Origin of the sequence: Sulfuricurvum sp., assembly GCF_028681615.1 — a bacterium.
GTDB lineage: Bacteria > Campylobacterota > Campylobacteria > Campylobacterales > Sulfurimonadaceae > Sulfuricurvum.
The window spans coordinates 82,934-108,512 of record NZ_JAQUHV010000004.1 but is presented as its reverse complement, the minus strand read 5'-3'; the positions used below and the strand labels follow the sequence as shown (position 1 = coordinate 108,512).

Sequence of the window (25,579 nt, the reverse complement as noted above, 5' to 3'; positions counted from 1 at the left end):
AAAATATTCTTATTCGTTTACCATTTTGATTCATACTTCTTTAACCCAATGGTTTGAACAAATCAAAAGGGCTTCATTCTTCAACTCCTTAAGTTAAGCTCTTTCTTTACTCGTCACATTGAAAGAGCATTTATCTCATATATCTATACTCATTATGTATTCATTTGTATATCTTGTTTAGAATTATTTTGAACAAAACGTCTAAAAAGATAAAGGAAAAAAATGTCATTTTCTAAAATTGCAGGTGTAGTGCTTATGAGTGTTTTTTTTGCATACGCTGACACTGTTACGAGTATTCACCAAGTCTATCAGGCCGCAGAGTCAGGAGATTTGAACGGTGCCCACCGAATGGTTGAACAAGTCTTAAAAGTGCATCCCGAAAGTGCTAAAGCACATTATGTTGATGCAGAAATACTGGTTCGACAAGGCAATTTGTCTGATGCCAAAAATGAACTTGAAAATGCTGAAAAACTTGCACCCGGTTTACCGTTTGCTAAACCGCAAGCCGTTCAAAGTTTAAAACAGCATTTGGCTATCTCTTCTAATGTACAGATGAATACAAGTCCCGTAGGTGCCGCCCAATCCAATAATCATCCTATTCCATGGACAATGATACTTTTGGCTTTAGGTGCTCTTGTGCTGGTCTGGTTAGCTATCCGTTCTTTTTCTTCACGAAACAACGGATATCCTGCTCAGTACAACGGCGGTACAAGCGGAGGATATGCAAACTATCCGAATCCAAATAATCCGTATGGGCCGTCTTATCCTCCGCAAAGCAGTGGATTGGGCGGTGGAATAATGTCCGGTTTGGCAACCGGGGCTGCTGCCGGTGCCGGTTTTGTAGCAGGGGAAGAACTGATGCACCACTTCATGGATGGTTCATCATCAAACAATATGCATGAGAATATAAACAATACGCCAATCGTGAATAATGAACCTTCCTATGATATGGGCGGCAACGATTTCGGAGTAGAAGACAATTCCTCATGGGATGATAACTCTTCTGATACACTGTCAGATTCCGGTGATGATAATTGGTGAGTTTGAAGTTATTGATAAGTAGTATGAAATGGCCAATAGCACTTCCCAACATATATTAAGCACATCGGCGAATCTTCTCGGATTTTGTCTTTTTGTAATAACATCCATCCATATAAACAATGCTTCAAAAAATAATTTTATAGATGAGTTTACTTCGGTTATTGCTTTGTTGCTTGTTGGATCTGTTATTTTTTTATTTTTATCCATAAGGACACAAGATATACAAAAAGAAGAAAAACTTGAAAATATTGCCGATAAGTTTTTCTTTATTGCGATAATCGGGATTTTATTTATCATCCTATTTATGGTCATAAAATATTGGTAGCGTAATACGATTCAGTATGTCTGAGATAAAGATTACGGGTAAAAAGGCTTTTGTAATATGTGAGTGATGATTGGGACCTATAATGTGTCACACTTTATCCAAAAGGCTTTATACGATGCTGCCGAGCTATGAACATAAATTGATTGAAATCCGCGAAATGATCTCTATGCTGCTTCACGATATTCTCTTATCAAGCAAACAATCCCTTGAAGCTTTTGAAAATCGTGACCGTGACATATATGCATCCGTCCAATCAAAGATAAAAACGATAAAAGCTGTTACAGATAACATCGATACGAAGACCATCCAAACGATCGCTCTTTTCGGCCCTGAAGCCAATGAGCTTAGAGACCTGATTGTTTATCTAAAAATGACGAATGAAATTGATCGTATTGTTGATAGCATCGATAAATACTGTAAACGCTTTTGCGACTATATTTTTGATACATTTAATTTAAGCCCGTTTAATGATCCGATCGTTTATCTTCATAAGACAACCATACACACACTCGAATATATTTATGATTTTATGATGGATATTGAACATTGCAATGCGCATGATCTTTACAGAAAAGTTGTTATTGAAGAATCGATAAACGATGATATTTTTTCCATCATTGAAAAAGATATTCTTGCATTGATTATGACCAATTCAGAACATTCTATGGAATATATTAATGTCCTCGGTACACTCAAAAATCTCGAACGGATTGCAGACCGCGGAGTGAGTATTGCTGCGTTACTCGTGTATGCACAAAAGGGTGGAGAATTACATTTGCGAAGTCAAATAGGTAAATAAAGTAACTTGACCGCGATGCTGCTTCCTATTTTCTCTTTAAATTTTCAGTGTGTGTTTAGAAGTCGAGCCGAAGTCCACCGTAGAATGCCTCATTGTAGGTAACATTGTGACTGCTATAAGGGTGACTTATAAGATCGGGGTCAATATTACGATAGCCCACTTCAATATGTTTATTATGGATTACCTCTGCGTCAAGGTAAGTACGAACCTCTAGGTATTTATCACCGTCAAGAAATGTCAAATCGGAAGGGGCATAATACAAAGCACCATTTACATGCAATGGAAACGGAGTTGCCAAGGGCAATTTCATATTCGCTTCTAATCCTAAAGGGATGGCGGAATAATGCGCACCGTCAAATTTGGTATATACCCCTTTAATCCCAAGACCTAAAGACAAGCCTTCGACACTCTTCACCGGACGCATTATCAAAAATGATACTTCTTTAAATTGACTGATATTTTCGATTTTATCGCTGTTTCTCTCATCCCCATTTAATATCCGTGCTCCAGCGTAAGCTCCCTCCAGCGGAACCCCCATTTTTGACAAATCAAAAAGCACTTGTCCTTCAACTTCTTTGTCATTAAGATTAAATTCTACTTGATGTGCTGCAAACGCAGAAGTGCCGATTAAAAGGCCAAGAATAATTTTTTTCATCATAATTTTCCTTGTATCTATAAGCGCGTATATTTGTAATATTAATACTTCTGCTTTCAGGTAAATTCGATCCAAAGAGCGATTTATCGTCATGACCTAATGTTTTACCACATTCAGCTCGGAAGGTATTCCTGCGTCATTCCGCAATTATTCCATAATAAAGATAATATGAGATTCATAGAGAAAATTTTCAAATAGTAGTAAAAAGCTACAGTAAAAGCGTTGTAAAAATAGGCTTTAAAGTCAGTAAATATTGGAGGTTTTATGAGTGGCGGACGAGGAGAGATTCGAACTCTCGGTACCGTTGCCAGTACGTCTCCTTAGCAGGGAGGTGGATTCAGCCGCTTTCCTACTCGTCCATATATGATTGAAGAGGCGTAATTATACGTAGCTGTAGATAACAAGCACCTTAAATAGGTGCTTTGGTGGATTAAATTGCAGGAGAGTTTTTGGGTGTACTGACAATTTGATCCAAAAGCACTTGCAATTGCGTTGCAAGTGCTTCATTTGAAGCTTTGGCTTCGACAATTTTTTCTTTTAGTTTGACGACAAGTTCGATTTTATCCATAAATTTCATATGTACTCCTCGAGTGATTTTCACTTTTTAAGCAAGGAGTATTCCAAAATTTAGAGAGTAGGAAGAAGTTGCAATCCGGTTTTGATCGCATAGCCGTTTGTGCGTAATTGATGGATACGCTCAAACCCGATTTCATTATAGGCGGTATCAATCGTCTCAAAATAGTGTTTATGGTTTGCCAGATAATCAAAAAGCGGCTTGTCAATCGTACTGTCCAGATAGAGTTCCGTAATAATCTGGGTTACTTTATTTAATTGAGTCTCATAAGCTATTTTGGTTGTATCGGAGGGTTCTTTAATATAGTCTGTACGGAGTTTACCCAACTCTTCATAAGATGTTTTGAGCTCATATAGGCCGATTTGCTCGATAGCTGTCATGAAACTTTTTTCGTGTGTCTCTTCGTATTGGTCGAATTGGTGCAGTTGTTTTAAATACGGTGTGAATTTATCACTTAACAGCATACTGTCGTGTTTATACTGCGATAAATGTGCTTCGATATCTTTAACTGCAAATCCTTGTTTCTGACGTTGTAAAAGTTCAGTGTTTATTGCCTCAAGTGATGCATTGAGTTTTTGGATAGATTGTTCATCTCCATGTCGGACAATCTGGCGAAGAGATCGTTCGCTTTCGGTAAAGAGCTTTTGAGAACCGTGAGGAAGATTTGCATTAGAGGGTGCATTTTGAATGGAAGCAATGTTTTTCTCGGCCGTGAACCAAAAAACTCCTGTTGCGGCCAACACTCCTACAGGGATAAGAAGCAGAAATTTTTTCATAAGGGGAACCTCCGTAGAATGGTGTTTTTACGGAAGTTTAGATGAAAGTTATTACAAAAATATTACGGAATAATTAGAGATTTTGTAATATTTTTTCCACCACGTCGGCAGGATTCTCAGCTTTGTAAATCGGACGACCGACAACGATAAAGTCTACTTTTTCGGTATGTGCCGTTTCGATCGTGGCAACACGTTCTTGATCACCAGCATCTTCGCCGAATGGACGTATACCCGGGGTCAGAGTGATGAAGGCATCTGAAGTGAGCGATTTGATTGATGCACTTTCATACGCACTGCATACAACACCGTCCAGTCCTGCCTCATGGGCATCCTGCGCGAAACGATCGGCTTTGAGCGCAATGTTCTCTCCGTAAACGTGAGTGAATTCATTCTCTTCAAATGAAGTCAAAGCGGTTACCGCAAGCACTAAAGGTCGATTTTCATAAGGCTCAAGACGCTTCATCACTTCACGCATTGCTTTGCGTCCGGCAGAAGCATGGACATTGAACATATCAACACCTAACCCCATAATCGATTCTGCCGCATCCGCCATAGTATTGGGAATATCGTAAAGTTTGAGATCAAGAAAAATTTTGAATTCGGGATTGATATTTTTGATCGCATCAATAAAGGGCTTTCCATCACGTATATAGGATCGGAGCCCCACTTTGAGCCATACGGGGTAGTTTTTGATTTTTTCTATAAGAGCTAGATTTTCTTCTTGGCTTGGGAGATCGAGAGCGACACAAAGCTGCATTAGAGACCTTTGAAATAGTGTGGTAAAAGTATAACGAAGCTTAAATTTATTATCCATTATTCTTACGTTAATTATTCATTGAGAAAAACCGCATACAATATCCTCAGATTAACTCCAAAGGATTGACGATGAAAAAGAGTTTTTTAGTGACAGTGTTGGCCGGATTGTTGATTGGATCCGGATTGGCTTCAGCTGCAGTTTATAAAGTTGATCCTGCACATACCAGTGTAGGATTCAACGTTAAACATATGATGATCAGTACCGTAAGCGGAAAGTTTAGCGATTTTAACGGGACGTATGATTTGAACAAAGGTATGTTTAAATCGCTTAGCGGTCATATTAAAACAGCGTCTGTCGATACAGGAATCTCTAAACGTGATGATCACTTACGAAGTGCCGATTTTTTTGATGCGGCAAATTATCCTGAAATTACATTTACCATGACAAGTGCTACCAAAACAAAAATGACCGGTAACTTGACCATCCGCGGAGTGACGAAAAAAGAGGTGTTAAATATCGAGATGGGGGGAGTGATTACGGATCCATGGGGAAATCAGCGTTCAGGATTCACTTTGACGGGAAAAGTTAATCGTAAAGATTTCGGTCTGAACTGGAATAAAGCAATTGAAGCAGGCGGTTTTGTTGTAGGAGATGATGTAAAACTCATCATTGAAGTTGAAGGTATTGAAGAATAATTAGAAGGTTTTTATATAACCGTCCCTTTTGGGGCGGAATCCATTCAAATCATCAATAGAAAGTCCCCTCTGTTTTCCCCATATTAAAATACTTTGACATTTGTGCATTTTGGCGTAATCGCCTAAATAATCGATCATTTCGCCGCTCAGATGCTCGCATCCGGTATAGGTTACAAAATCATCCACGATCAAATGTCGTCCCAACTCCAAATTCTCCCGTATACTCACCCCAGTATAGACCTGTAACTCGCCTCGCTGATAGGCACCGATGGGTCGGTAGTCTTTGGGATATTGTGAGGTTATGAATGCATCAAACGCTTCGGAAGTGAGTTCCGGTCGGAGGGTTGTGAGGAGGGCGAATCCCTCAACCAACTCGGATGCGGAGAGTTCCCGAAATTGCAAATTAGTTGCCTAATGAGCTGAGTTGAGCGTCAATTTTACCGATTTTATCTTCGGCATCGGCAAGTCCATTACGGTTTTCGGCAATTACGGCTTCCGGAGCATTGGCGACAAAACGCTCATTTGAGAGCATGCCACGCAGTTTATCGGCCTCTTTTTGGAGTTTTTCACGTTGTTTGGTGAGGCGGTCGATAATCGGTGTTAGATCAATCGCATCGGTAGGTAGATAGACTTCAACAGCTTCACCGATATCACTGATCGCATTGTCGATTTTGGAGTCGGTAAAGTGGAGTGTTTCGACTTTTGCCAAGCGCACGATAAACGGTGCCATCATTGCTTGATTGCCGCCGCATTTGAGATAAGCGAGGTCAATTTTTTGGTTTCCGAGATCGACGAGGGTTTTTGCACGGCGGATCGTGACGATGGCATCCATGATGATTGCGAATTCCGCTTCGATAGCCTCATCCGTTTGGGTATTTTCAGGGTAAGCCATTACCATGATGGAATTTCCCTCTTCAAGCGTTGTCCCTGAAAGCTCATGATAGAGGTACTCGGTGATAAACGGCATAAACGGATGAAGAAGTTTCATCGACTCTTTAAAGATGCTTCCCAGCTCGTTAACGCTCTCTTTGGACGCTTTTCCAAGCTCGATACCCCAGTCACAGAACTCATTCCACAAGAAGCGGTAAAGCACCGTAGCCGCATCGTTAAAGCGGTATTCATCCAAGAACGCTCTCGTCTCTGCCGTAGCACGGTGGAAACGGCTGAGCATATAGCGACCCAATGGGGTCGTAATCTCTTGATCCGTCAAATCTTTGAATGTCGGAACATTCATTTGGAGGAATTTGGACGCGTTGAAGAGTTTGTTGGTAAAGTTACGGCTTTGTTCCAATCGGTCGTTACTGAGGCGGATATCGCGTCCTTGAGCCGCAAGGACAGCCAACGTAAAGCGGAGTGCATCGGCACTGTATTTTTCGACCATGTCGAGTGGATCGATCACGTTTCCTTTGGACTTGGACATTTTTTGACCGTTTTCATCGCGTACCAATGCGTGGAGGTAGATGTGGTTAAACGGCAATTCTCCCGTAAAACTCTCCCCCATCATCATCATACGGGCTACCCAAAAGAAGAGGATGTCGAAACCGGTGATGAGGAGGGTGTTCGGATAAAAGCGAGCCATATCTTCGCTTTGGAAGAGTTGATCTTGCGCAGTATCACCGTTCCCCCATCCCAGAGTCGAGAACGGCCAGAGAGCGGAGCTGAACCATGTATCGAGAACGTCAGGGTCTTGGGTGAAGTTTTTACTTGCGCAATGAGGGCATGAAGTTGGATTTTCTTCCAAACTTGCCCACTCATGATTACAATCATCGCAGTAAAATACCGGAATACGGTGTCCCCACCAAAGCTGGCGAGAGATACACCAGTCGCGTAAATCACCCATCCACGCGTTGTAGCTGTTGATCCAGTGCGGAGGGAAAAACTGAGTTAGCCCCTCATTGGTTTTATCGATGGAGCCGCGCGCTACCTCTTTGCGGACAAACCACTGTTTGGAGATGTAGGGTTCGACGATATTTTTACAGCGGTAGCAATGCCCTACCTGATGGGTATGCTCTTCGATTTTTTCGATAAATCCCGCCTCTTCGAGACGTTTGACGATAACGGAGCGTGCTTCGAGGCGCTCTAGCCCTTCAAACTCGCCTGCGTGGTGATTCAACATCCCTTTTTCATCGAATACGGTGATGAATTCGAGATCATGACGTTTGCCCACTTCGTAGTCGTTCGTATCATGGGCCGGGGTGACTTTAACGACACCTGTTCCGAATTCACGATCAACATGGCTGTCGGCGATGATTTTAATATCGCGGTTAATGAGGGGGAGGGTGACACTTTGTCCGATGAGGTGGAGGTAACGCTCATCATCGGGATGCACCATGATGGCGGTATCGCCGAAATAGGTTTCCGGGCGGGTGGTCGCAACGACGATATGACCGCTTCCATCGCTGAACGGGTAGCGCATATGGTAAAAGTTTCCTTGGTGCTCTTCGTGCTCCACTTCGATATCACTGAGGGCTCCATCATGGGTACACCAGTTGACCATGTAGTTTCCGCGAACGATAAGGTTTTGGTTATAAAGGTGTACAAATGCCTCTTTGACAGAGGATTTTAGCCCCTCATCCATCGTAAAGCGCTCACGGCTCCATGCAGGAGAGACACCGAGTTTACGGAGTTGTCCGACCATGATTCCGCCGCTCTCTTCTTTCCATGCCCATACTCGCTCTAAAAATGCTTCGCGTCCGAGTTCTTCTTTTGTTTTTCCCTCCGTCAAGAGCTGTTTTTCTACGACGTTTTGGGTCGCGATCCCCGCATGGTCGGTCCCGGGCTGCCACAGTGTCATGTATCCGTCCATCCGTTTATAGCGGACGATGATGTCTTGGAGAGTAAAAGTAAGTGAGTGTCCGATATGTAGTCGCCCCGTAACGTTCGGAGGAGGCATCATGATGGCGAAATGTTTATTGGGTTTTACGATTTCTTGGTTTCCGTCAATTTCAAAATAGCCTCGGTTCTCCCAGATAGGATAGTAAGTCTCTTCAATATTTTTGGGATCGTAATGGGTAGATGACATAGTAAGGCCTTGGTAACAAAAAATATCGCGAATTATACCAAAATTCAGAGGAACGCGATTTGCTTTCACATGAATAATGATAGTTTAAAGGACAACAATGCAATATGAAGTGAAATCGACTATATTAGGCTTTGAGAATATTCAATGTGTGGAGTTGCATGAGATTGATGAGTTGTTCGCAACTCTTAGAGGTTGTGATGGAGGTGTCAGTTTTACTGTGGTAAATCCTTATGCGTTACGCGAATATTCGTTTGATTTGCCTACGAGTATTCGTGTATTATTGGATATTAATGAAAATTCCAAGGTAGTTGTATATAATATCGCAGTTATTCAAGACCCGCTCGATGAATCGTGTATTAACTTCATTGCTCCGCTTATTTTTAATCAAGACAATGCGACTATGGCTCAAGCGGTATTGGATGTGAAAAATCATCCCGGTTTCGGATTAGCAGAACCGATCAAAAATTTTAAATCATAATTTAGCTCCTGCTTTTTAGGGGCTTCAAGGAGCCTCTTGCCTCTCTCGCGTCTTAACGATCAACAATATACTGCCGCAACTGCTCCGTACGGTCATAATCTTATTATTGCGTCGGCAGGTACCGGAAAAACTTCTACGATCGTAGGGCGTATTGCCTATCTTATCTCTCAAAATGTAAAACCCGAAGAAATCTTACTTCTCACTTTTACCAATAAAGCGGCGCAGGAAATGGTTGAGCGTGTAGCAGCATTTTTCGGTCGCGAAATTGCATCCAAGATCGATGCCGGGACATTTCATGCGGTGAGCTATCGGTGGCTCAAACGAAAAGAAGGGAAAGTCGTTCTCAAGCAGCCGCGTGAACTTAAAACACTTTTTCGCAGCGTTTATGAAAAACGGACCTTTAGTCATATTGATTGCGCAACATCGGCCTATGGTGCCAATTATCTTTACGATGTTTATTCGTTTTACCAAAATACGGAGCTTAATGTTAATTTTGAAGAATGGATTTTAACCCGGCAAGATGAACATGCGGTTTATGCCGCTATTTATGCTGATATTATCGATGAATTCGAAGCGCTGAAAAAAGAGTACGGTTTTGTTAACTTCAATGATTTGCTCCTTCATATGCGCGATTTGGCACGCGAGAGTAATTTGGGATACAAAGAAGTATTGATTGATGAATACCAGGATACGAATGCACTTCAAGGGACATTAATCAACGCTATGCGTCCACCCTCACTCTTTTGTGTCGGGGATTATGACCAGAGTATTTATGCTTTTAACGGTGCTGATATCTCGATTATCGGCTCATTTACAACCAATTTTCCCGATGCCAAAGTATATACCCTTAATAAAAATTATCGCTCAACAGTTCCGATTCTCTCTTTGGCCAATACAGTAATAGCCTATAATGAACGGATCTATCCTAAAGCACTTGAAGTAACCCGAACGGCAGAAGCCCAAAGTCCTGCTTTGCTTATTTATGATGAACTGTTTGATCAATATCATGGGATTGCTCAGAAAATCGGAGATTCATCAACACCGCGTGAAGAAATAGCAGTGATTTTTCGTAACAATGCTTCAGCGGACGGAATCGAAGCGACTCTGCGTGAAATGGGGATAGCGTGCCGTCGGCGTGGAGGAACCAGTTTTTTTGACTCCAAAGAGATTAAAGCCCTTTTGGACATGTACACATTGCTCGTCAATGAATCGGATATGATGGCATTTATCCATCTGTTTGATTATGCTAAAGGGGTAGGAAGTGCAATTGCCAAAGAACTTTTTGTCGCCTTGCAAAAATTGGGTCGCGGTTCATTTTTACGCGGATTATATTCACCAGATTCAGAGATCTCAAATCCATTTGAGAAACGACGGCTAAATCACCAATTGGGCCTATTTGATGATTATGCGGAGCTCGGAAGTGCAGGGCGGTTTGCCAAGCTTAGAATGGACCCAAATTTTATGGGCAATCCGATTTTAAAACATGCAAAGTTGACGAAAGATTCGGCCACTTTTTTACACGATTTATTTATCCTTTTCCGGCAATTGCGAGATATTAAAGAGCCAAAAGCAGCTGTTCAAAAAATTGCTCTTTCCGCTTTATACGGACACGTAATTGAGATGCTTTCAACTAGACGGGCTACTACAGAAAACGGTTCTATTGATGAGCGTGCAAAAACGGAATCCAAAGAGAGAATTCGTCGAAAATGTACGTTGCTTTTCGAACTTTCCCGTCCTTATAAAGATCATGAACGATTTTTAAATGCAATGGTGCTGGGCTCACAAGATCTGACGCAGGGCGAAGGGGTTCATCTGCTCAGCATTCATGCTTCAAAAGGGTTGGAGTATCAGGAAGTTTATGTAATCGATTTGATGGATGGGCGATTTCCGAATAGAAAGCTGATGTCTCGAAGCGGAAGTATTGAAGAAGAGAGACGCCTTTTTTATGTATCTGTCACACGAGCAAAAGACCGTCTTTTTTTAAGTTATGCAAAATATGACAAAATCAAGAAAAGTAATTTTGTCCCTTCACAGTTTTTATTTGAAGCAGGGTTGATTCCCAAAGATGAAATCTACACCACTTTGGTCGCCAAAGGTTCAAGCGAGGAGGGTTAGCTCCTCTTTTTAGCGTCGTCCTTGAACGGCATTGCCCATTTCCCACATTGGCAAGAAAATACCTAATGCAAGCAAAACGACCATACATGCAATCATAAGTAGCATAATAGGCTCAATCGCTTCTGATAGACCATCAATAATTGCATCAAAGCGCATTTTATAATATTCCATAACTTTTTGCATCATCGCATCAAGTTGACCGCTTGATTCACCGGCAGAAATCATTTGAATAATCATATTTTCAAAAAGTCCTGTTTCAGCCAAACCGTTATGGAGGGTTCCCCCTTTTTCAACAGTTGAGCGAACTGTATATAAACGTTCTTGCAACGGGAGACTATCAATCATGGCAATTGAGGTTTCAAGTGCTTCTGCAATGGGAATACCAGCACGAACAAGTTCTGCAAAAACTAATGTAAATCTATTTAGTGTTGCATACATAATAATATTTTTAATCAGATAAACATGTAATAAAAAAACGTGCCATTTGTATCTAAAATCTCTATAATGATCTATCATGTATTTAAAGGTAAAAATAAAAATAAAAATAAATGCAACAACGTATAGACCATATGTATTAAAAAGATGTTCTAAAAACAAAAGAATTTTAGTTGGAAGTGGTAGCTCAGCATGCAGCTGTTCAAAAATAGTTTTAAATTGTGGAACAACATAGGATATTAGAACCGTAAATGCAATTGCCATTGCAATCATAACATTCCGAGGATATGCCATTGCTTTTTTAAACTTTATTATATTACGACGAATTTCTTCTAGCATATCAGCAAGTTTATGAAGTGCTTCGGCCATATTACCCGTCTTTTCTCCCAATTCGATCATTGCTAGAGAAAGATTACCTAGTTCAAATGAAAACTTACGTGCAGAGTGAGAGAGACTATGTCCTGAATTGATATCATCTGCCAATGTTCCTAATACAATTTGTAAGGTCTTGTCTGTTGTGGCATCAGCAATTTCTTTTAATGAATCATGAATCGAAATACCGGCATTTGCCATGACAGCTAGTTGGCGGATGGATGCAATTAAAGAGTCTTGTTTAAGTTTTCGTTTTTTAATATTTGCAAATAAACTCTCTTTAAAATGACGAAGTTGATCCTTAAAAGGCGGAGACGATTCAGCCATTTTTAAAATCATTCCTGAGAATTTTATTTTTGCTAAATAGTGAGCTTCTTTTTTATTTTCAGCATAAAAACCATGTTCAACTTTTTTACCTTTTGTAAGTATTGTTGCTATGAAGTATTTCATCCTTTTGCCACCCTTAATATTTCATCTAATGTTGTAATCCCATGAACCGCTTTAGCCATTCCATTTTCAAACATTCCTACAAATCCTTCTCGTTTTGCTTCTTTTGTTAAATCATCTTTTGAAGCTCCCCGAGCTATCATACTCGCTAATTCTTCAGTAATTGGTAAAACCTCACAAATCATTTCCCGACCCATATATCCTGAACCGTTACACTCTTTACAACCTGCTCCTTCATAAAAAACAGTATGAGGCGGAATAAATGCACTGTACTCTTGGAGAAGATTTTGGGGAATATCAACTTCTTTTTTACAGTGATTGCAAATCCGGCGAACAAGCCGCTGAGCTTGAACTGCAACGAGAGCACCGCTGATAAGATAAGGCTCAATTCCCATATCTGCCATACGGGTGATGGCACTAATAGCATCATTTGTATGAAGTGTTGAAATAACCAGATGTCCAGTTAAGGCTGCTTTAATAGCAATTTCAAGTGTTTCTTGGTCACGAATCTCTCCAATCATGATTTTATCAGGATCTTGGCGAAGAATAGAACGAAGTGCATCGGCAAATGAGAGACCAACTTTAGGGTTTACTTGAACTTGTTGAATCAAATTCATACGATATTCGACAGGATCTTCTACTGTAATGACTTTGTCTTCTACATTACGGAGCTCATTGAGTGCCCCATACAAAGTAGTTGTTTTACCACTTCCTGTGGGACCGGTTACAAGAATGATACCAAATGGTGTCTGAAGACCTTTCAGAAGTTTTTGATAACTTATTGTATCCATTCCGGAATCCTCGAGTTTTACTAATGCCTTGGTTTTGTCCAATATACGCATAACAATGGATTCTCCATAGATAATGGGAAGGGTGGAAAGACGAAAATCAAATTCAGCATCCATAACTATAGCAGAAAAACGACCATCCTGAGGTTTTCGTCGTTCAGCAATATCAAGATTGGCCAAAAGTTTAATACGTGAAGCTAACGGAGGATATATATCTCGGTCAAATATAAAGATTTCAGCTAATTTCCCGTCAATCCGTCCGCGTACTACACAGTTTTTTTCGGTTGGTTCAATGTGAATATCACTTGCACGCCCCTTGATACAGGCTTTAAGAATAACATCAATGAGCTGCAAGATAGAAGAAGCTTCTTGCTGTTCTTCAATTGTTCCAATATTGCGTAATTCATTTCGGATATTGGCAACAAGTTCTTTTACACTATCTTTTAGTTCTATTTTGAATAAATAGGCTTGGATCTGTTTTTCTGTAGAAATAGCAATTTTAATTGATTTTCTTGGAAAAAGTCGTTGGATTGATTCTTGCGCTTCAAGATTAAGGGGATCAGCAAAGGCTACAACTACGTACATGTCATCTTGGGAAATTGGAAGTGCATTATAGCGTTTAAATTGGGTTGTTGGGATTTTTTCGACTAGGCGGTAGTCCATATCAATGGAATCTAAATCTATAAACGGTACTTCAATGACTTCTGCCAAATGAGTTAATATGGATACTTCATCTAAAAAATGGTAATTTTTAATAATTGAGAGTTCATACCGTCCAAGACGGATTTGTTCTACAATAAAACGTTTAATAAAATTAATTGACACCGCACCTACTTTGGTGAGTGTTTCTAATACCGTATCATCTTGAACCCCACGAGACGTTAATCGATCGATTTGTTGCTGCGTGATATGGCGTTTTTCAAGCAAATCATGTGTAATACGATCCATATCTGAATTCCTTTTTAATATACGTGGTGAACAGTTAATATTTTATCATAATATTCATCTATAGCGATGCTCTTTAGGTCATTTATCTGTATGGTATAGAGCTTATAACTTTGTCTTAAATTGCTTGGGTCTTGATATTCTTTAATGGTATCATTCTTTTTCGGATTTTGTACATAAAGATCAAATACTTTAGAAAGAAGGTACGTGCTCGTTGGAAATTTTAGATTTTGGATGGGTTGATTATCATACAAAGCACGCATTAAAAGTTTTTTTTGCATAACAATTAGAGCAAAATAGGCACTGTTTGATCTTGCATCAGGTGTTTGTGTTAATTGTGACATTACTGGTGAGAGACGATCAATTTGATCTGCTTTCAAACATGCAAAGCCTACTAATGAGACAAAAGGTTCATTGTGCTCGTTACGCGCAAAAAAAGAATATCCGTAATTACATGCTTCTGTATACATCCCTTTTTGATAGAGTTCAAAAAGTTTTTGATTTACATCTGCATAGAGATAGTTTGAGAATAAAAGAAGAACTAAAATAAAAAATTTCATTTAAAATTTCCATTTTCGATTGAATTTAATAATCCTTTTGCATTTTCTGAATTAGACTGTGAAATATAGACTTGCAGGGTCTTTTTAGCTTGATCTGTTTTACCAAGTTTAACAAGTGATTTTGCAAATATAATCCAACTTTCATCGATTCGACTATTCGCATTATTTGTTTTCAAAGCATAATTATAAGCGCCATCATAGTTTCCATGTTCATAATAGTAACGTGCAATGAAAAGACCTAGATTCGCATTAGAAGTCTCTTTAAAACGTCTTTCTAAACTAGTTATATCAAGTTTTGATTCATCCACTTTGATTGAAATTAATTGATTATTGTTCGTGTTGCTTGATACTACAGGTGCGGCTTGGGAAGGAGGTGTATACTCTGGAACGGTTAATACTTTAGGAGTTTGTACAGCGGTAGTATGTGCCTGAACAGGTTTAGTAATAACATTGGAGCGTTGCTGATCAGATGTTTCAGTTGATACAGGGACGCTTTGAAAGGATTGAATAAAATCCATTGAAGGTTCGAGAAAAGTCGTATTTTCTTCCGGAATCACTGGCTGTATCGATGGTTTAACAACTGTAACCGGTATTACTGATTGCTTGTGAGTGTCATTTACTTGAATTTCACTTTGATCTAAGTGCTTCCAAATAGAAATTCCAATTATTAAGACGATAGATATCATAAATACAAGAATATATGGCATGTAGGAGAGTATTTTATACTTGAGCCAACGACGTTCTAAATTTTTAATATTAAGCATGAATCAGTCCCGTATGAATAGCGGCCATTTCAATCCATTTTGGTTTTATTGAATTGTATTTAATTGCAGTAGGATTATTTTCTTCATACCAACAATATAAACTAAACAGTGAAAAAAGAAGCTTATTCGTTTCCCGATAGTTGCCTTTGGTTAGATTGGTAATAAGCTTCATGTTTTTATCGTTGAACATATTGGCAACGTCAAAACAATTGGATTTTAAAAGTTTTTTCTGAATATATATTTTTAGTTCATCAGAAGTGGCATTTTGGAGTTCTATACTTTCCCAAATACGTGTCTGGAAATGCTCTTTAGCAATGATGTCTTCTTTATCTGTTTTATGAAGAGTAATAACGAATTTTATAGCTCTAGCATCTGAAATAAGGCGAATTTTTTCCATCAATGAAGGAGAATAGAGCTGTGCTTCATCAAGTAAAACGATAGGGATATCTGTTAATGAAAGTGCAGCTGCAATTTCTAAAAATCGATTTAGTGTCATCACTTCCCGTGGTGCATGGCCAAATAGATTTTGTGCCATTACTCGTAAAAAATCATCTTCATCAATCATCGGTGTAGATAACATTAATACTTTTTGATGCTTTGAAAGGTCGTGGTGCAACTTATGCAGCAACATACTTTTCCCCGTTCCAGGTCTACCATAAAGTAAGATCATTTTAAGAGGTTTTTGAACAGAATTTTTGAGTGATTGATACATATGAGAAACACTATCGATTTGGACGTAGTCCCGAGGATTGACTATGTCCAAAAACAGATCTCGTGGCTTTGAGAAAAGGGAATTCTCCATCCGTTATTTACTTTCCTGCTTTGCTTCTTCTATTTTAGTCCCAAGACGTGTATAGCCCAAATCTCCTAAGCTAAGTGTATCTTTCTCTTTTTTGATAATATGTGGCTCAATTATAATAACAATTTCTTCTGTTTTCTTCGTAATCCCTTCTCTTTTAAAGAGATATCCAAGGAATGGAATATCTCCTAATAGTGGAACTTTATTTGAATCATTGACATTTTTTGTATTGATTAAACCACCTAAGATAACTCTATTTCCATCTTTAACGGTTATCACCGAAGACATTTGACGACGACTTAAGTCTGGAGGCATGGTTCGTGCAGCATTATCTATAGAAACAGTACTGGCTGTTTCAGATATAGATGGATTAATACGTAGCGTAATGCTTCCATCACTTGATATTTCAGGAGTTATATCGAGTAGAACTCCTGAGAAGACGGAGCTTACAACTTCTGTAGTTGCTTGTGTACCTGTCGTACCACCTGCAAGTGTTGAAGTATTTTTTGTTTTATAAAATAACTCAGTTCCAGATGTAATAAGGGCCGGTTGATTGTTGAGTGTTAAAATTTTAGGGTTTGAAATGGAATAAACATCCCCTTGGGTTTTAAGAAATTTTATTACTTCAGTTAAACTACCTTGGGCCCCTAGTTGGAAAATAGTTCCTATATTACGTGGGACAGCCCCAGCTGTTACTGTAGTGTTGTCTACTATAATATTATTTTTTGCTGTACCGGAGAAGTCACCTATGTTCTTTGTATTATATGTATTAAATCCTAATCCTATATTTTGAAGAGCATATAATTGCGACCAATCTATACCTGTCGAAGAAGCATCTGAAAAAACAACACTGTACATCTTGACGTCTATAAGTACTTGAGTTTGCATTTTTTTCTGTAGATCATCAATATAAGTATCTAAACGTTTGAGTTGAGGACCAGTTGCTGTTACGGTAATCAAACCTGAACTTTTATTAATTAAAGGTATAGTTGCCTTATAAGTGTCTTCAGGTCTATTGAGGACAGATTCAATATCTTTATCCAATGTTTCCCAAAATTGTACTTCATCTGATGATGTTATTTTGATTCCAGATTGAGATGAAGCACTATTGCCTCCTACATTGCTACTGGTACTGGTAGCTCCGCTACTACTAGTACTTGGAGTACTAGAAGTACTAGTATTTGAACTTAAAGTAATGTTTGCACTACCAGTCCCTTTACGTTGAGAAATAATGTAATCAATATTATAGGTTTTTGTTGTAAGATACGATACTCTTAAAATATTGTTCTGCAAGGTGTATTGCAGATTATTTTCTTTTATAATCAAATCTAACACTTCGTTTATTGTGAGGTCTTTCAGGAATGTTTTATTCATTGGTTTTTTGAGAATTTCTTCTGCTTGTTCATCGGTGACAATTAGACTCATACCACATTCGTCACTTAGTTGATCAACAAATTCTCCGACAGTTGTCCCCTTGGCTGAGGAAATATTGAAAAGCTCATACTTACAATCTGCCTGAACTGTAGGTGTGAGAAGGGCAGCGGTGGCAACGGATAACATAAACGCTCGTGCATGGTGTTTAATTACAGATGTCATGATACTTTCCTATTTGGTGATGATTTTTATATTATTATTTTGTTTTGTTAAAAACAAAATGAGTTTTTGATCTTTTTTGTCCGCTAATAAAACGGAATTTGGTTTGATTTCAAGAAGTGTAAAATTACGTACTTTATCACTTACTTTATACCATTTTCCAGTAATCAGCACCGATTTATTCATAATAGCTTGAAGTCGTAGCGGCTCTTCAATGATTTTCGGTGGAGTCATGATTCCCATACTACCTAATTTAGGCGGGGCAAGAAGATGACCAGCTATTTGAGTTGGTGCAACTTTCTTCATCTTCATTGGATCACGAAGCGAATTGATGAATCCATCGGGAATACCTATGCGTGAAGGTAAAATAGCTTGAATCTGTTCATCAACCCACGTTAGTTCTTTATCTCCTTGAGGTTGCACTACAGAGTTGCTAGGCACACCTACAGGAACAATTGAAGCAAAGAGTTCTGAAAAGCTTATAAGCCCTAAAAGTATATATTTTTTCATTGTCTTACAATCCCCCATACTGAGATATCCAAGTCCCCTTTGAGTTTTTCATCGGCAACGATTTTGAAATCATGGAGATCAACAACCAGTTGACTTTGCTCAAGTGCATTAATGAATTTGAGAGTATTTTTATACGGCCCTTCCGAAGAGATTGTAATATCCAATACATGTCCGAATGAGCTGTTGTCAGATTGTAGCCTATTTCCGAATTTGGCTAATTTTACATTATATACTCGAGCATACCGTGAGACAGAATCAAGATATGATCCCCAAACTTTTTCATCATAATATAAAGATGAAATTTGTTCCAATTGTTCTTTAATATATGTGTTATATTGAACATAAAGAGCATGTTGTTTACCTAAAGCAACTGTTTCTTGTTCTATCTGAACGATTTTTTCCGGTGGATTTGATACTAAATAACTTTTATCAGCATTTAAATCATTTTGGGCTTTAAGTGCTTTTTCGTGCGATACTTTGAAATCTGCTTCTGAACTTTCCCAAAATAAGAAATAAGAAAGTGCAAATAATGATGCAAATATCATTACATACAACATCATTTTATCACGATCACTTTTTTGTGATAGAGACTGATCTATTGAATACAGGTAGTCTTCGATTTGTAATTTCATTTGATTACCGCCTTTAATTCACTCAAATAAGATTTTTCTTCCTCATTATAAGAAATGAGTTCGAGATTAAAATCATACTTATCACGTTTGATGTCTGTCAAATGTTTTAAAAGAGCAGTTATATCCTGTGTGGTAGATGATGTTAAACCAAATGTAAAGGTTTTAGTGTTATTCAAATCTTCTTCATATGAGATACTTTTGAGTTGTACACGGTATTGATTAAAACTTCGAGTAAAATCAGCCATAATTTTTGATTTCATCGGATAATTAACTTTTTTCTCATGTACTTGTATCAATGTATCCTGTTTTTGCTTATATAAATTTTTCTGTTCATCTAAAAGAACTTGAGCTGCACTTTTGTTGGCTAATTTTAAATTGATAGTTGCTTCACGTGTCATTTTTTCAATATGAACTTGCTCGTATTCTTTCGTTAACATGGCATGGTGAAGTTCTTCAATATATGAAAGTCCCCAGTACACCCCTGGATAAAGAAGAGCAGCAGCTAATGAAGCAGCTGTAACTAATAAAAGCTTGCCACTATCACGTTGAGCAAACGGAGGTGGACGATGGAATATAGTAAAATTACAATGATAACGCTCATCAGATTCTAATCGACTATAGAGATGCAATAATTGATGAATTTGATCTACTTTAACACCATTGGTATTGAACCCATAATCGAAATCAAAAGGAGTTGCTTTTAAGCCCAGATATGTTTGTGCATATTCATCTAAGCCGATAACACTACCTACGGCTGTACCGATGAAAATTTCGTCAAACTTTTTGATATCGTATGCTCTTTTTGCATAGGTTATAACATCGCTGACATGAAGGAAAATTTCGCCAAAAAGTTTGATGAGATTTTTTTGGTAGTCAGGGCTTGATGTATTTAGACCTTCTTTGGATATCATACTTTCAAATGTGTCAAGATCACTCTGTTCACCAAGAAGTTCGCAGAAACGTTCATGCATTTGCTTCAATGAAAACTTTAGTGATTTTGCATAAACAAACTCTTGCTCATTATAAATACAAAAAAAAGCATCATTCTCTTGAAAATAGATAAAGCAGTGAACTTCTGAAGAAGGCATAAGCTCTTTAACATACAGGGATTTTATGAGTAATGGGACAGGTACAATTAAATCAATATATTTAAGTGTACCTACAATGGAAGTATAATCCTGTTCGAGAGTTAATGGATCAACTACAAATACATGAAAAAAACGTTCCCCCTCTGTGCTACGATGAATCGCTTCAACATATTTGATATGATATTCAACTGCCATATCAAGAGCGAGCTCTTCATAAACTTTATTTTCTAATGCATCATATATATCATCATCAGGAATATTTTTACTAATCCCGATAAGGGTCGTGATAAACCCCTTAGTATTTAAAAAAGAAGTTACATATTGCTCTTTTTTATACGATGGGGAAGTGATTTCAGATATCGTATCATATGTACCAACATAATAATCCCCTTTGTAGGGGTTGGCTGATACGATGGTTGAATAGGTTTGTTGTTTACTTTTATTCATCCTCTATCCTATTTAAAATGTACGAGAACTCTTCCGCATTTGCGGATTTATTCGTAAAATGCGATTCGATTGACTCTTAATCATTATATAACCTTAAAATCGGCAGTTACAAAAAAAACTGTAGCGAACGATATTTTTTTGAGTTTTTTTCGCCGATAAAAAGATAATATTTTTGTTTCATTTCCAGTTCATTCCCTATATAACGGGGGAATTTATATTCGTTACGTTTCGATTGTAGCGGAATCAAACTTAAACTGTTTTTTAAAAGATCTCAATTTAGACAAAAATTATTGTTTATCGTTACAGCATCGTACAATGCAACTATTCTTTTAGGTGCTTTTTGAATTAGTTTGTAGATTTGAGAATACCGGCAGATATTTAAGTGCCGATAATGGGGGTTTGGAAAGGGAGTTTTTTACCACTCATATCCTAAATCACTTAAGAATTTTTTATCGCTTGTCCACCCTTTTTTAACTGATACGAAAAGTTCTAAGTAGACCGGTTTTGAGGCAAGACGCTCAATTTTTTCCCGTGCGTTTTTCCCGATACGTTTAATGGCAGCTCCCCCTTTACCGATGATGATTCCTTTTTGGGAGTCTTTTTCTACGATAATAGTGGCTCGGATGTGTTCCACTGGAGAATCTTCATCGATTTTATCGATAATAACATCGGATTCGTAAGGGATTTCATCACTAATGTTGTCAAAAATAGCTTCTCGAATGAACTCTTTATAGATGTCACGCATTTTTTCAGTTGTCATGTCTTCAGGATCATACAGATAGGGAGATTCATCTAAATGCTTGGCAATCGTATCTAATAAATCATCTTTCCCGACATTTTTCGTGACTGACATCGGGATAAGTGCAAGAAAATGTTCACTGAAACGATTATACTCACCAATTTTTTTAAGGAGTTCAGCTTGAGAAATTTGATCTATTTTACTCAAAACAATGATGTGTTTACGTTTATCGGAATTGAGCTCAAGAAACTTTTCATAATGGATTGTTTTATCGGATGCGGGAGCAAGATAAACAACAATATCACAATCTCCGATTGCTTTTAACGCTTCTTCCAGCATGTATTGGTTAAGGAGTTTTTCTGCTTGATGTAAACCCGGAGTGTCGACAAAAATAATTTGATCATCTTTATGCATAACAATTGCATTGGAACGTCTTCGGGTAGCATTTGCTTTTTGACTGACAAGGGCGATTTTTTCACCCAAAATCCAGTTCATAAGCGTACTTTTTCCGGCATTAGGACGCCCAATGAGAGCAACAAAGCCTGCCTTATTCACCTTTGATCTCTAGATGAAGGGTAGCATGAATACCATGACCAAGTTTAAGGTCAAGATCATGTAAGCCGGTTGTTTTGATGCCATGTTTTGCATCGAGTTCTTTTTTATCGATTTCAATATTATGTTGTGCTTTAAGGGCATCGGAAATCTCTTCTTTGGTTACCGCACCAAAAAGATGCCCGGTATTGCCTAACTTTTTCGTAATAACCACTTTTATATCAGTGAGTTGGTTTTTGATTGCTGTCAGGCGCTCGATTTCAGCTGCTTCATTAGCCGCTTTTTTTCGTTGGTCGGACTCATATTTTTTTAATACTTCATGGGTTGCAGCGAGTGCTAATCCCTTTCCGATCAAAAAGTTTTTACCGTAACCATCCGCTACATCTTTAATCTCGCCGGTCTTTCCGACTCCTTTGACATCTTTTGTCAATAAAACTTTCATATAATTCCTTTTTTATCCCCGGACAATTTGACCGCCATAAGAGACGATACCATGTGCTAGGTTGGATACTTTTGTATATCCCATATCGTGGAGGATACGTTGACAATGAGCACTTCGGCTTCCGACATGACAATAAACGATAATGTGTTCGTTTTTATCTAATTTTGATTCAGTCAAAGTCTGGAAGAAACTGCTGGTTGGTACAAGTACATCGGCACCGGCAATTCGGCCCATTTTCCATTCCATCCATTCGCGAACATCCACGACTTTAAAGTTGACCATTCCAAGTTCTCTGGCTTCGAAAAGCGATGTTAATTCGTCGCTGTCGATATCACTTTTCGTCAATAACATTTCACATTCTTCTTTAGTTAATCCGCGAGAATGTTGATGGGTAACTTCTTCAATTCCCATTTCCATGCGTTTGGCTGCAGCAAATTCAGGTGTGCAAAAAATCTGGCAGTGGCATACGCCTTCTTCCGGTATTTCTTTCTCAATTGCAGGAGTACATGGGCATAATCTGTTATCGCTGCTTTGAAATTTCCCGTCTACTTCTTCTACCATATAACAAGGGCAAAAGCGTTTGTTATACATCATTTTGTTTCGAGCAAGCCCAAGTTGAACACCCTCATTGATCTCTTCTTGCGGGTTATAAGCCCAATTAAACTGATTAATTACTTTATCAGTAAATTTGATTGTTTTTTCGAGTTCAGCCTGAAATTCAGGTGAGTTCATATCAATTTTAATAATACTCATACTTTATCCCTTATACTTATTTGTTTTTTCGAGCTTTACCGGCAATAATGAAGCGCAATGCATTGAGTTTGATAAATCCACCCGCATCTTTTTGATCATAAACCGAGTCTTCTTCAAATGTACAATACTCCGGATTGAACAAAGAAAGATCAGAACTTCGTCCGACAACCATCACGTTTCCTTTGTAGAGTTTTAATCGTACTGTTCCACGTACATTTTGTTGGGTTTTATCGATAGCTGCTTGAAGCATCTCGCGCTCAGGCGCAAACCAAAATCCGTTATAAATTAGTTTTGCGTAGCGTGGCATCAATTCATCTTTAAGATGAGCTTCTTCACGGTCCAGTGTCAAGGATTCGATTGCGCGGTGTGCTTTAATCATAATGGTACCGCCCGGAGTTTCATAACATCCGCGGCTTTTCATACCGACAAAACGGTTTTCAACGATATCGGCACGTCCGATACCGTTTCGACCGGCTATGATATTGAGCTGTTCAAGCATAACCGCAGGTGAGAGGGCTTTACCGTTAAGACTGACAGGGTCTCCTTTTTCATAGCCGATTTCGATATATTCAGGTTCATCGGGTGCATTCTGAGGAGAAACCGTCCAGCGCCACATACTCTCTTCCGGTTCAGCGGCAGGATCTTCAAGAATTCCACCCTCATAAGAGATATGTAAAAGATTGGCATCCATGGAATATGGGGACTTTTTACCGCTCATTTCGATTTTAATACCGTGTTCAGCAGCATAGGCAAGGAGTTTTTCACGAGAGTTCAGATCCCACTCACGCCAAGGGGCAATGATGGTCAATGCACTGTTTTGCCCTAAATATCCCATCTCAAATCGGACTTGGTCATTTCCTTTACCTGTAGCACCGTGACTGACGGCATCAGCACCGGTAATACGCGCTATTTCTGCTTGTCTTTTTGCGATAAGTGGTCGTGCGATAGATGTTCCTAAAAGATATTCTCCTTCATAAATCGCATTGGCACGAAACATTGGGAAAACATAATCACGTACGAACTCTTCACGAAGGTCTTCGATATAGATGTTTTCAGGTTTAATCCCAAGACTGATTGCTTTGGCACGAGCAGGTTCTACTTCTTCACCTTGACCGATATCTGCGGTAAACGTGACAACCTCACATTTGTATTCATCTTGGAGCCATTTTAAAATGACACTTGTATCTAAACCGCCGGAATAGGCGAGAACAACTTTTTTAACCTCTTTTTTCATTACTGCATCCTTATCGTTGATACCCTTACTCCATGGTGTTAATGGAGTGAATGTCGCGATTTTATCAAAAAATGGGTGAGAATAGCGTTAAAATTTTAGATTTAATGAAGAGGATGGTTCTATTTGGGTGGATTTGAGGAAATCGATTGTATTTTTGAGCTGCTGCAACGTGTGTGCCGTCTCAATTTTATTACGTTCAATTAGCGTTTTGGTTTGTGATAGAAGATAATTTGCTTCTTCCATTTCTGCGAGCGAAGTAAAACTTGGCATCTGATCTAGCAAAGAAGAGATTTGATCAATCTCTTCTAATACGAGAGCCGTTTTAAGCTTGGTTAGCCACATCAGTGCTCTCTTTCCATGCTTCTAAAAGCCCTTTGAAAACTTGGCTGACTTCATCTAATTTTATCGGATTGTTGTAAATATTTGCCTCTAATAGAAGGCGAAGCTGATAGGTGTAAAGACCTGAAAGATAATGGGCAATATCCCCTTGTTTGTAATCTAAAATATTTATAAGTTCCATGATTACGGCATTCGACCGGTTGATCCAATATGTCCGTCTTTCGATATCACCATCCATGATTGAGCGTTTTGCCTGCATGTTGAAACGCAATATTCCTTCATACATCATTTGAACCAGTTTTTCAGGTGATTCAACCCCTATGTTATTTTGATTATAAGTGTCGTACGCGAGATTGTTATACATAAAATATCCTTGGTAATGTGTTCGAATAAAATTTTATTTTTTTGCTTTGCTATAGTAAATTACCCTTTTTGATCGAATAATAAACCATGCACTTCTTGAATTTTTGGTAAAAGCTGCTCTGCTTGTTCGACAGGAAAACGTCTAAGCATACGGTTGCTTTTTGTATCGATGACTGATACATAAAAATCTTCTGACGAATTATCAAATCCAAAACGTAGAGAAGTATTGAATGGGTTTAGTGATTGATTCAGTTGATCGATCAATTTATTCATTTGTTCTTGTGAATTGGTTTTGGAAGTTTTCTGATCATTATTGATTTGTGCAACTTTATCTTGATTGATCTGAGCTTTTTGAATTTGTTGGACACTTTGCGTAGGATTTAGGTCTGCATTTATTTTTGGTGCAACACTTTGGCTCTGTTGCATCTTGGCAGTGGTTTGCAAGATTTCCATTTTGCTTCTCCTTGTCATTAAGTTTGAGACATTTTGTATTTGCTAAATCGTCAATGAAAATAAAAACTTTAACGAACTATGATAACC

28 protein-coding genes and 1 tRNA gene are annotated in these 25,579 nt (G+C 38.5%); 6 read left to right on the top strand and 23 right to left on the bottom strand.

The genetic code is table 11. From position 1 onward, the window contains the following. Positions 1-222 precede the first annotated feature (222 nt). From PHE37_RS06570 to PHE37_RS06560, 3 genes are all read left to right on the top strand, one after another. On the top strand, positions 223-1,041 hold the full coding sequence (locus tag PHE37_RS06570; protein ID WP_299993320.1) for a tetratricopeptide repeat protein: 819 nt from the start codon (positions 223-225) through the stop codon (positions 1,039-1,041). Between the two features lie 28 nt (positions 1,042-1,069). Further along, positions 1,070-1,366, top strand: coding sequence for a hypothetical protein (locus PHE37_RS06565; protein ID WP_299993319.1), 297 nt, complete (start codon positions 1,070-1,072; stop codon positions 1,364-1,366). A 115-nt stretch (positions 1,367-1,481) separates the two neighbouring features. Then, on the top strand, positions 1,482-2,165 hold the full coding sequence (locus PHE37_RS06560; RefSeq protein ID WP_299993318.1) for a PhoU domain-containing protein: 684 nt from the start codon (positions 1,482-1,484) through the stop codon (positions 2,163-2,165). 55 nt (positions 2,166-2,220) lie between these two features. Here the strand turns inward: PHE37_RS06560 and PHE37_RS06555 are convergent, their stop codons facing one another. The 5 genes from PHE37_RS06555 to pyrF form a co-directional block, all read right to left on the bottom strand. Continuing rightward, positions 2,221-2,820, bottom strand: a complete 600-nt coding sequence (locus tag PHE37_RS06555) for a YfaZ family outer membrane protein (RefSeq protein ID WP_300008332.1) — start codon at positions 2,818-2,820, stop codon at positions 2,221-2,223. Between the two features lie 269 nt (positions 2,821-3,089). Beyond that, positions 3,090-3,179 (bottom strand) — tRNA-Ser (locus PHE37_RS06550). Positions 3,180-3,250: 71 nt separating this feature from the next. Beyond that, complete coding sequence (locus PHE37_RS06545; protein WP_299993315.1) at positions 3,251-3,397, bottom strand: hypothetical protein; 147 nt, start codon at positions 3,395-3,397, stop codon at positions 3,251-3,253. 50 nt (positions 3,398-3,447) lie between these two features. Then, positions 3,448-4,170: a hypothetical protein gene (locus tag PHE37_RS06540; protein ID WP_299993313.1), complete on the bottom strand. Its 723-nt coding sequence runs from the start codon at positions 4,168-4,170 to the stop codon at positions 3,448-3,450. A 73-nt stretch (positions 4,171-4,243) separates the two neighbouring features. Continuing rightward, positions 4,244-4,927: an orotidine-5'-phosphate decarboxylase gene (gene pyrF / locus PHE37_RS06535; RefSeq protein ID WP_299993311.1), complete on the bottom strand. Its 684-nt coding sequence runs from the start codon at positions 4,925-4,927 to the stop codon at positions 4,244-4,246. Between the two features lie 128 nt (positions 4,928-5,055). Here pyrF and PHE37_RS06530 point away from each other — a divergent pair, with 128 nt between their 5' ends. Then, positions 5,056-5,622, top strand: a complete 567-nt coding sequence (locus PHE37_RS06530; protein WP_299993309.1) for a YceI family protein — start codon at positions 5,056-5,058, stop codon at positions 5,620-5,622. Here the strand turns inward: PHE37_RS06530 and PHE37_RS06525 are convergent, their stop codons facing one another. Together PHE37_RS06525 and PHE37_RS06520 are read right to left on the bottom strand one after the other, a co-directional pair. Then, a complete protein-coding gene (locus PHE37_RS06525; RefSeq protein ID WP_299993308.1) occupies positions 5,623-6,024 on the bottom strand; it encodes a hypothetical protein in 402 nt (133 codons plus the stop codon). A gap of 1 nt (position 6,025) precedes the next feature. Further along, positions 6,026-8,644, bottom strand: a complete 2,619-nt coding sequence (locus PHE37_RS06520; protein WP_299993306.1) for a valine--tRNA ligase — start codon at positions 8,642-8,644, stop codon at positions 6,026-6,028. Positions 8,645-8,741: 97 nt separating this feature from the next. Between PHE37_RS06520 and fliW the strand changes: the two genes are divergently transcribed. Both fliW and PHE37_RS06510 read left to right on the top strand, forming a co-directional pair. Then, positions 8,742-9,122 carry a flagellar assembly protein FliW gene (fliW, locus tag PHE37_RS06515; protein ID WP_299993304.1) on the top strand — a complete coding sequence of 127 codons (381 nt, stop codon included), beginning with the start codon at positions 8,742-8,744 and terminating at the stop codon, positions 9,120-9,122. Positions 9,123-9,158: 36 nt separating this feature from the next. Beyond that, positions 9,159-11,237, top strand: a complete 2,079-nt coding sequence (locus tag PHE37_RS06510) for an ATP-dependent helicase (protein ID WP_299993301.1) — start codon at positions 9,159-9,161, stop codon at positions 11,235-11,237. 9 nt (positions 11,238-11,246) lie between these two features. On the opposite strand, the gene PHE37_RS06505 is transcribed toward PHE37_RS06510, so the two are convergent. The 16 genes from PHE37_RS06505 to PHE37_RS06430 form a co-directional block, all read right to left on the bottom strand. Continuing rightward, positions 11,247-12,494 carry a type II secretion system F family protein gene (locus PHE37_RS06505; RefSeq protein WP_299993299.1) on the bottom strand — a complete coding sequence of 416 codons (1,248 nt, stop codon included), beginning with the start codon at positions 12,492-12,494 and terminating at the stop codon, positions 11,247-11,249. Further along, a complete protein-coding gene (locus PHE37_RS06500) occupies positions 12,491-14,227 on the bottom strand; it encodes a GspE/PulE family protein (protein ID WP_299993298.1) in 1,737 nt (578 codons plus the stop codon). The genes PHE37_RS06505 and PHE37_RS06500 overlap by 4 nt, the downstream gene beginning before the upstream one ends. A 14-nt stretch (positions 14,228-14,241) precedes the next feature. Continuing rightward, on the bottom strand, positions 14,242-14,784 hold the full coding sequence (locus tag PHE37_RS06495; RefSeq protein WP_299993297.1) for a hypothetical protein: 543 nt from the start codon (positions 14,782-14,784) through the stop codon (positions 14,242-14,244). Next, a complete protein-coding gene (locus tag PHE37_RS06490) occupies positions 14,781-15,548 on the bottom strand; it encodes a CDC27 family protein (protein WP_299993296.1) in 768 nt (255 codons plus the stop codon). Before PHE37_RS06490 ends, PHE37_RS06495 begins: the two co-directional genes overlap by 4 nt. Further along, complete coding sequence (locus tag PHE37_RS06485; protein WP_366881151.1) at positions 15,541-16,260, bottom strand: ATP-binding protein; 720 nt, start codon at positions 16,258-16,260, stop codon at positions 15,541-15,543. Before PHE37_RS06485 ends, PHE37_RS06490 begins: the two co-directional genes overlap by 8 nt. Positions 16,261-16,353: 93 nt before the next feature. Continuing rightward, positions 16,354-17,943 (bottom strand): pilus (MSHA type) biogenesis protein MshL, encoded by a 1,590-nt coding sequence (mshL, locus tag PHE37_RS06480; RefSeq protein ID WP_299993292.1) that lies wholly within the window; start codon positions 17,941-17,943, stop codon positions 16,354-16,356. A 9-nt stretch (positions 17,944-17,952) separates the two neighbouring features. After that, positions 17,953-18,450: a hypothetical protein gene (locus tag PHE37_RS06475; RefSeq protein WP_299993290.1), complete on the bottom strand. Its 498-nt coding sequence runs from the start codon at positions 18,448-18,450 to the stop codon at positions 17,953-17,955. Then, entirely contained in the window at positions 18,447-19,082 is a 636-nt protein-coding gene (locus PHE37_RS06470; protein ID WP_299993288.1) for a hypothetical protein, read from the bottom strand. Before PHE37_RS06470 ends, PHE37_RS06475 begins: the two co-directional genes overlap by 4 nt. After that, a complete protein-coding gene (locus PHE37_RS06465) occupies positions 19,079-20,617 on the bottom strand; it encodes a hypothetical protein (RefSeq protein ID WP_299993286.1) in 1,539 nt (512 codons plus the stop codon). The genes PHE37_RS06470 and PHE37_RS06465 overlap by 4 nt, the downstream gene beginning before the upstream one ends. A 415-nt stretch (positions 20,618-21,032) precedes the next feature. Then, positions 21,033-21,911, bottom strand: a complete 879-nt coding sequence (gene era / locus PHE37_RS06460) for a GTPase Era (RefSeq protein ID WP_299993285.1) — start codon at positions 21,909-21,911, stop codon at positions 21,033-21,035. Next, entirely contained in the window at positions 21,904-22,350 is a 447-nt protein-coding gene (rplI, locus tag PHE37_RS06455; protein ID WP_299993283.1) for a 50S ribosomal protein L9, read from the bottom strand. The genes era and rplI overlap by 8 nt, the downstream gene beginning before the upstream one ends. 12 nt (positions 22,351-22,362) lie before the next feature. Next, positions 22,363-23,103, bottom strand: a complete 741-nt coding sequence (locus PHE37_RS06450; RefSeq protein ID WP_299993281.1) for a ferredoxin-thioredoxin reductase catalytic domain-containing protein — start codon at positions 23,101-23,103, stop codon at positions 22,363-22,365. Between the two features lie 16 nt (positions 23,104-23,119). Further along, a complete protein-coding gene (locus PHE37_RS06445; protein WP_299993280.1) occupies positions 23,120-24,337 on the bottom strand; it encodes an argininosuccinate synthase in 1,218 nt (405 codons plus the stop codon). An 87-nt stretch (positions 24,338-24,424) separates the two neighbouring features. Next, complete coding sequence (locus tag PHE37_RS06440) at positions 24,425-24,679, bottom strand: hypothetical protein (RefSeq protein ID WP_299993279.1); 255 nt, start codon at positions 24,677-24,679, stop codon at positions 24,425-24,427. Beyond that, on the bottom strand, positions 24,660-25,040 hold the full coding sequence (gene fliS / locus PHE37_RS06435; RefSeq protein WP_299993278.1) for a flagellar export chaperone FliS: 381 nt from the start codon (positions 25,038-25,040) through the stop codon (positions 24,660-24,662). Before fliS ends, PHE37_RS06440 begins: the two co-directional genes overlap by 20 nt. A 59-nt stretch (positions 25,041-25,099) precedes the next feature. Beyond that, positions 25,100-25,492 (bottom strand): flagellar protein FlaG, encoded by a 393-nt coding sequence (locus PHE37_RS06430; RefSeq protein ID WP_299993277.1) that lies wholly within the window; start codon positions 25,490-25,492, stop codon positions 25,100-25,102. Positions 25,493-25,579 lie beyond the last annotated feature (87 nt).

Excerpts from the sequence above, each read along its gene's own strand:
- PHE37_RS06570 (WP_299993320.1), top strand. The coding sequence starts at position 223 with ATGTCATTTTCTAAAATTGCAGGTGTAGTGCTTATGAGTGTTTTTTTT.
- PHE37_RS06565 (WP_299993319.1), top strand. The coding sequence starts at position 1,070 with ATGGCCAATAGCACTTCCCAACATATATTAAGCACATCGGCGAATCTT.
- PHE37_RS06560 (WP_299993318.1), top strand. The coding sequence starts at position 1,482 with ATGCTGCCGAGCTATGAACATAAATTGATTGAAATCCGCGAAATGATC.
- PHE37_RS06555 (WP_300008332.1), bottom strand. The coding sequence starts at position 2,820 with ATGAAAAAAATTATTCTTGGCCTTTTAATCGGCACTTCTGCGTTTGCA.
- PHE37_RS06545 (WP_299993315.1), bottom strand. The coding sequence starts at position 3,397 with ATGAAATTTATGGATAAAATCGAACTTGTCGTCAAACTAAAAGAAAAA.
- PHE37_RS06540 (WP_299993313.1), bottom strand. The coding sequence starts at position 4,170 with ATGAAAAAATTTCTGCTTCTTATCCCTGTAGGAGTGTTGGCCGCAACA.
- pyrF (WP_299993311.1), bottom strand. The coding sequence starts at position 4,927 with ATGCAGCTTTGTGTCGCTCTCGATCTCCCAAGCCAAGAAGAAAATCTA.
- PHE37_RS06530 (WP_299993309.1), top strand. The coding sequence starts at position 5,056 with ATGAAAAAGAGTTTTTTAGTGACAGTGTTGGCCGGATTGTTGATTGGA.
- PHE37_RS06520 (WP_299993306.1), bottom strand. The coding sequence starts at position 8,644 with ATGTCATCTACCCATTACGATCCCAAAAATATTGAAGAGACTTACTAT.
- fliW (WP_299993304.1), top strand. The coding sequence starts at position 8,742 with ATGCAATATGAAGTGAAATCGACTATATTAGGCTTTGAGAATATTCAA.
- PHE37_RS06505 (WP_299993299.1), bottom strand. The coding sequence starts at position 12,494 with ATGAAATACTTCATAGCAACAATACTTACAAAAGGTAAAAAAGTTGAA.
- PHE37_RS06500 (WP_299993298.1), bottom strand. The coding sequence starts at position 14,227 with ATGGATCGTATTACACATGATTTGCTTGAAAAACGCCATATCACGCAG.
- PHE37_RS06495 (WP_299993297.1), bottom strand. The coding sequence starts at position 14,784 with ATGAAATTTTTTATTTTAGTTCTTCTTTTATTCTCAAACTATCTCTAT.
- PHE37_RS06490 (WP_299993296.1), bottom strand. The coding sequence starts at position 15,548 with ATGCTTAATATTAAAAATTTAGAACGTCGTTGGCTCAAGTATAAAATA.
- PHE37_RS06485 (WP_366881151.1), bottom strand. The coding sequence starts at position 16,260 with ATGTATCAATCACTCAAAAATTCTGTTCAAAAACCTCTTAAAATGATC.
- mshL (WP_299993292.1), bottom strand. The coding sequence starts at position 17,943 with ATGACATCTGTAATTAAACACCATGCACGAGCGTTTATGTTATCCGTT.
- PHE37_RS06475 (WP_299993290.1), bottom strand. The coding sequence starts at position 18,450 with ATGAAAAAATATATACTTTTAGGGCTTATAAGCTTTTCAGAACTCTTT.
- PHE37_RS06470 (WP_299993288.1), bottom strand. The coding sequence starts at position 19,082 with ATGAAATTACAAATCGAAGACTACCTGTATTCAATAGATCAGTCTCTA.
- PHE37_RS06465 (WP_299993286.1), bottom strand. The coding sequence starts at position 20,617 with ATGAATAAAAGTAAACAACAAACCTATTCAACCATCGTATCAGCCAAC.
- rplI (WP_299993283.1), bottom strand. The coding sequence starts at position 22,350 with ATGAAAGTTTTATTGACAAAAGATGTCAAAGGAGTCGGAAAGACCGGC.
- PHE37_RS06450 (WP_299993281.1), bottom strand. The coding sequence starts at position 23,103 with ATGAGTATTATTAAAATTGATATGAACTCACCTGAATTTCAGGCTGAA.
- PHE37_RS06445 (WP_299993280.1), bottom strand. The coding sequence starts at position 24,337 with ATGAAAAAAGAGGTTAAAAAAGTTGTTCTCGCCTATTCCGGCGGTTTA.
- PHE37_RS06440 (WP_299993279.1), bottom strand. The coding sequence starts at position 24,679 with ATGTGGCTAACCAAGCTTAAAACGGCTCTCGTATTAGAAGAGATTGAT.
- fliS (WP_299993278.1), bottom strand. The coding sequence starts at position 25,040 with ATGTATAACAATCTCGCGTACGACACTTATAATCAAAATAACATAGGG.
- PHE37_RS06430 (WP_299993277.1), bottom strand. The coding sequence starts at position 25,492 with ATGGAAATCTTGCAAACCACTGCCAAGATGCAACAGAGCCAAAGTGTT.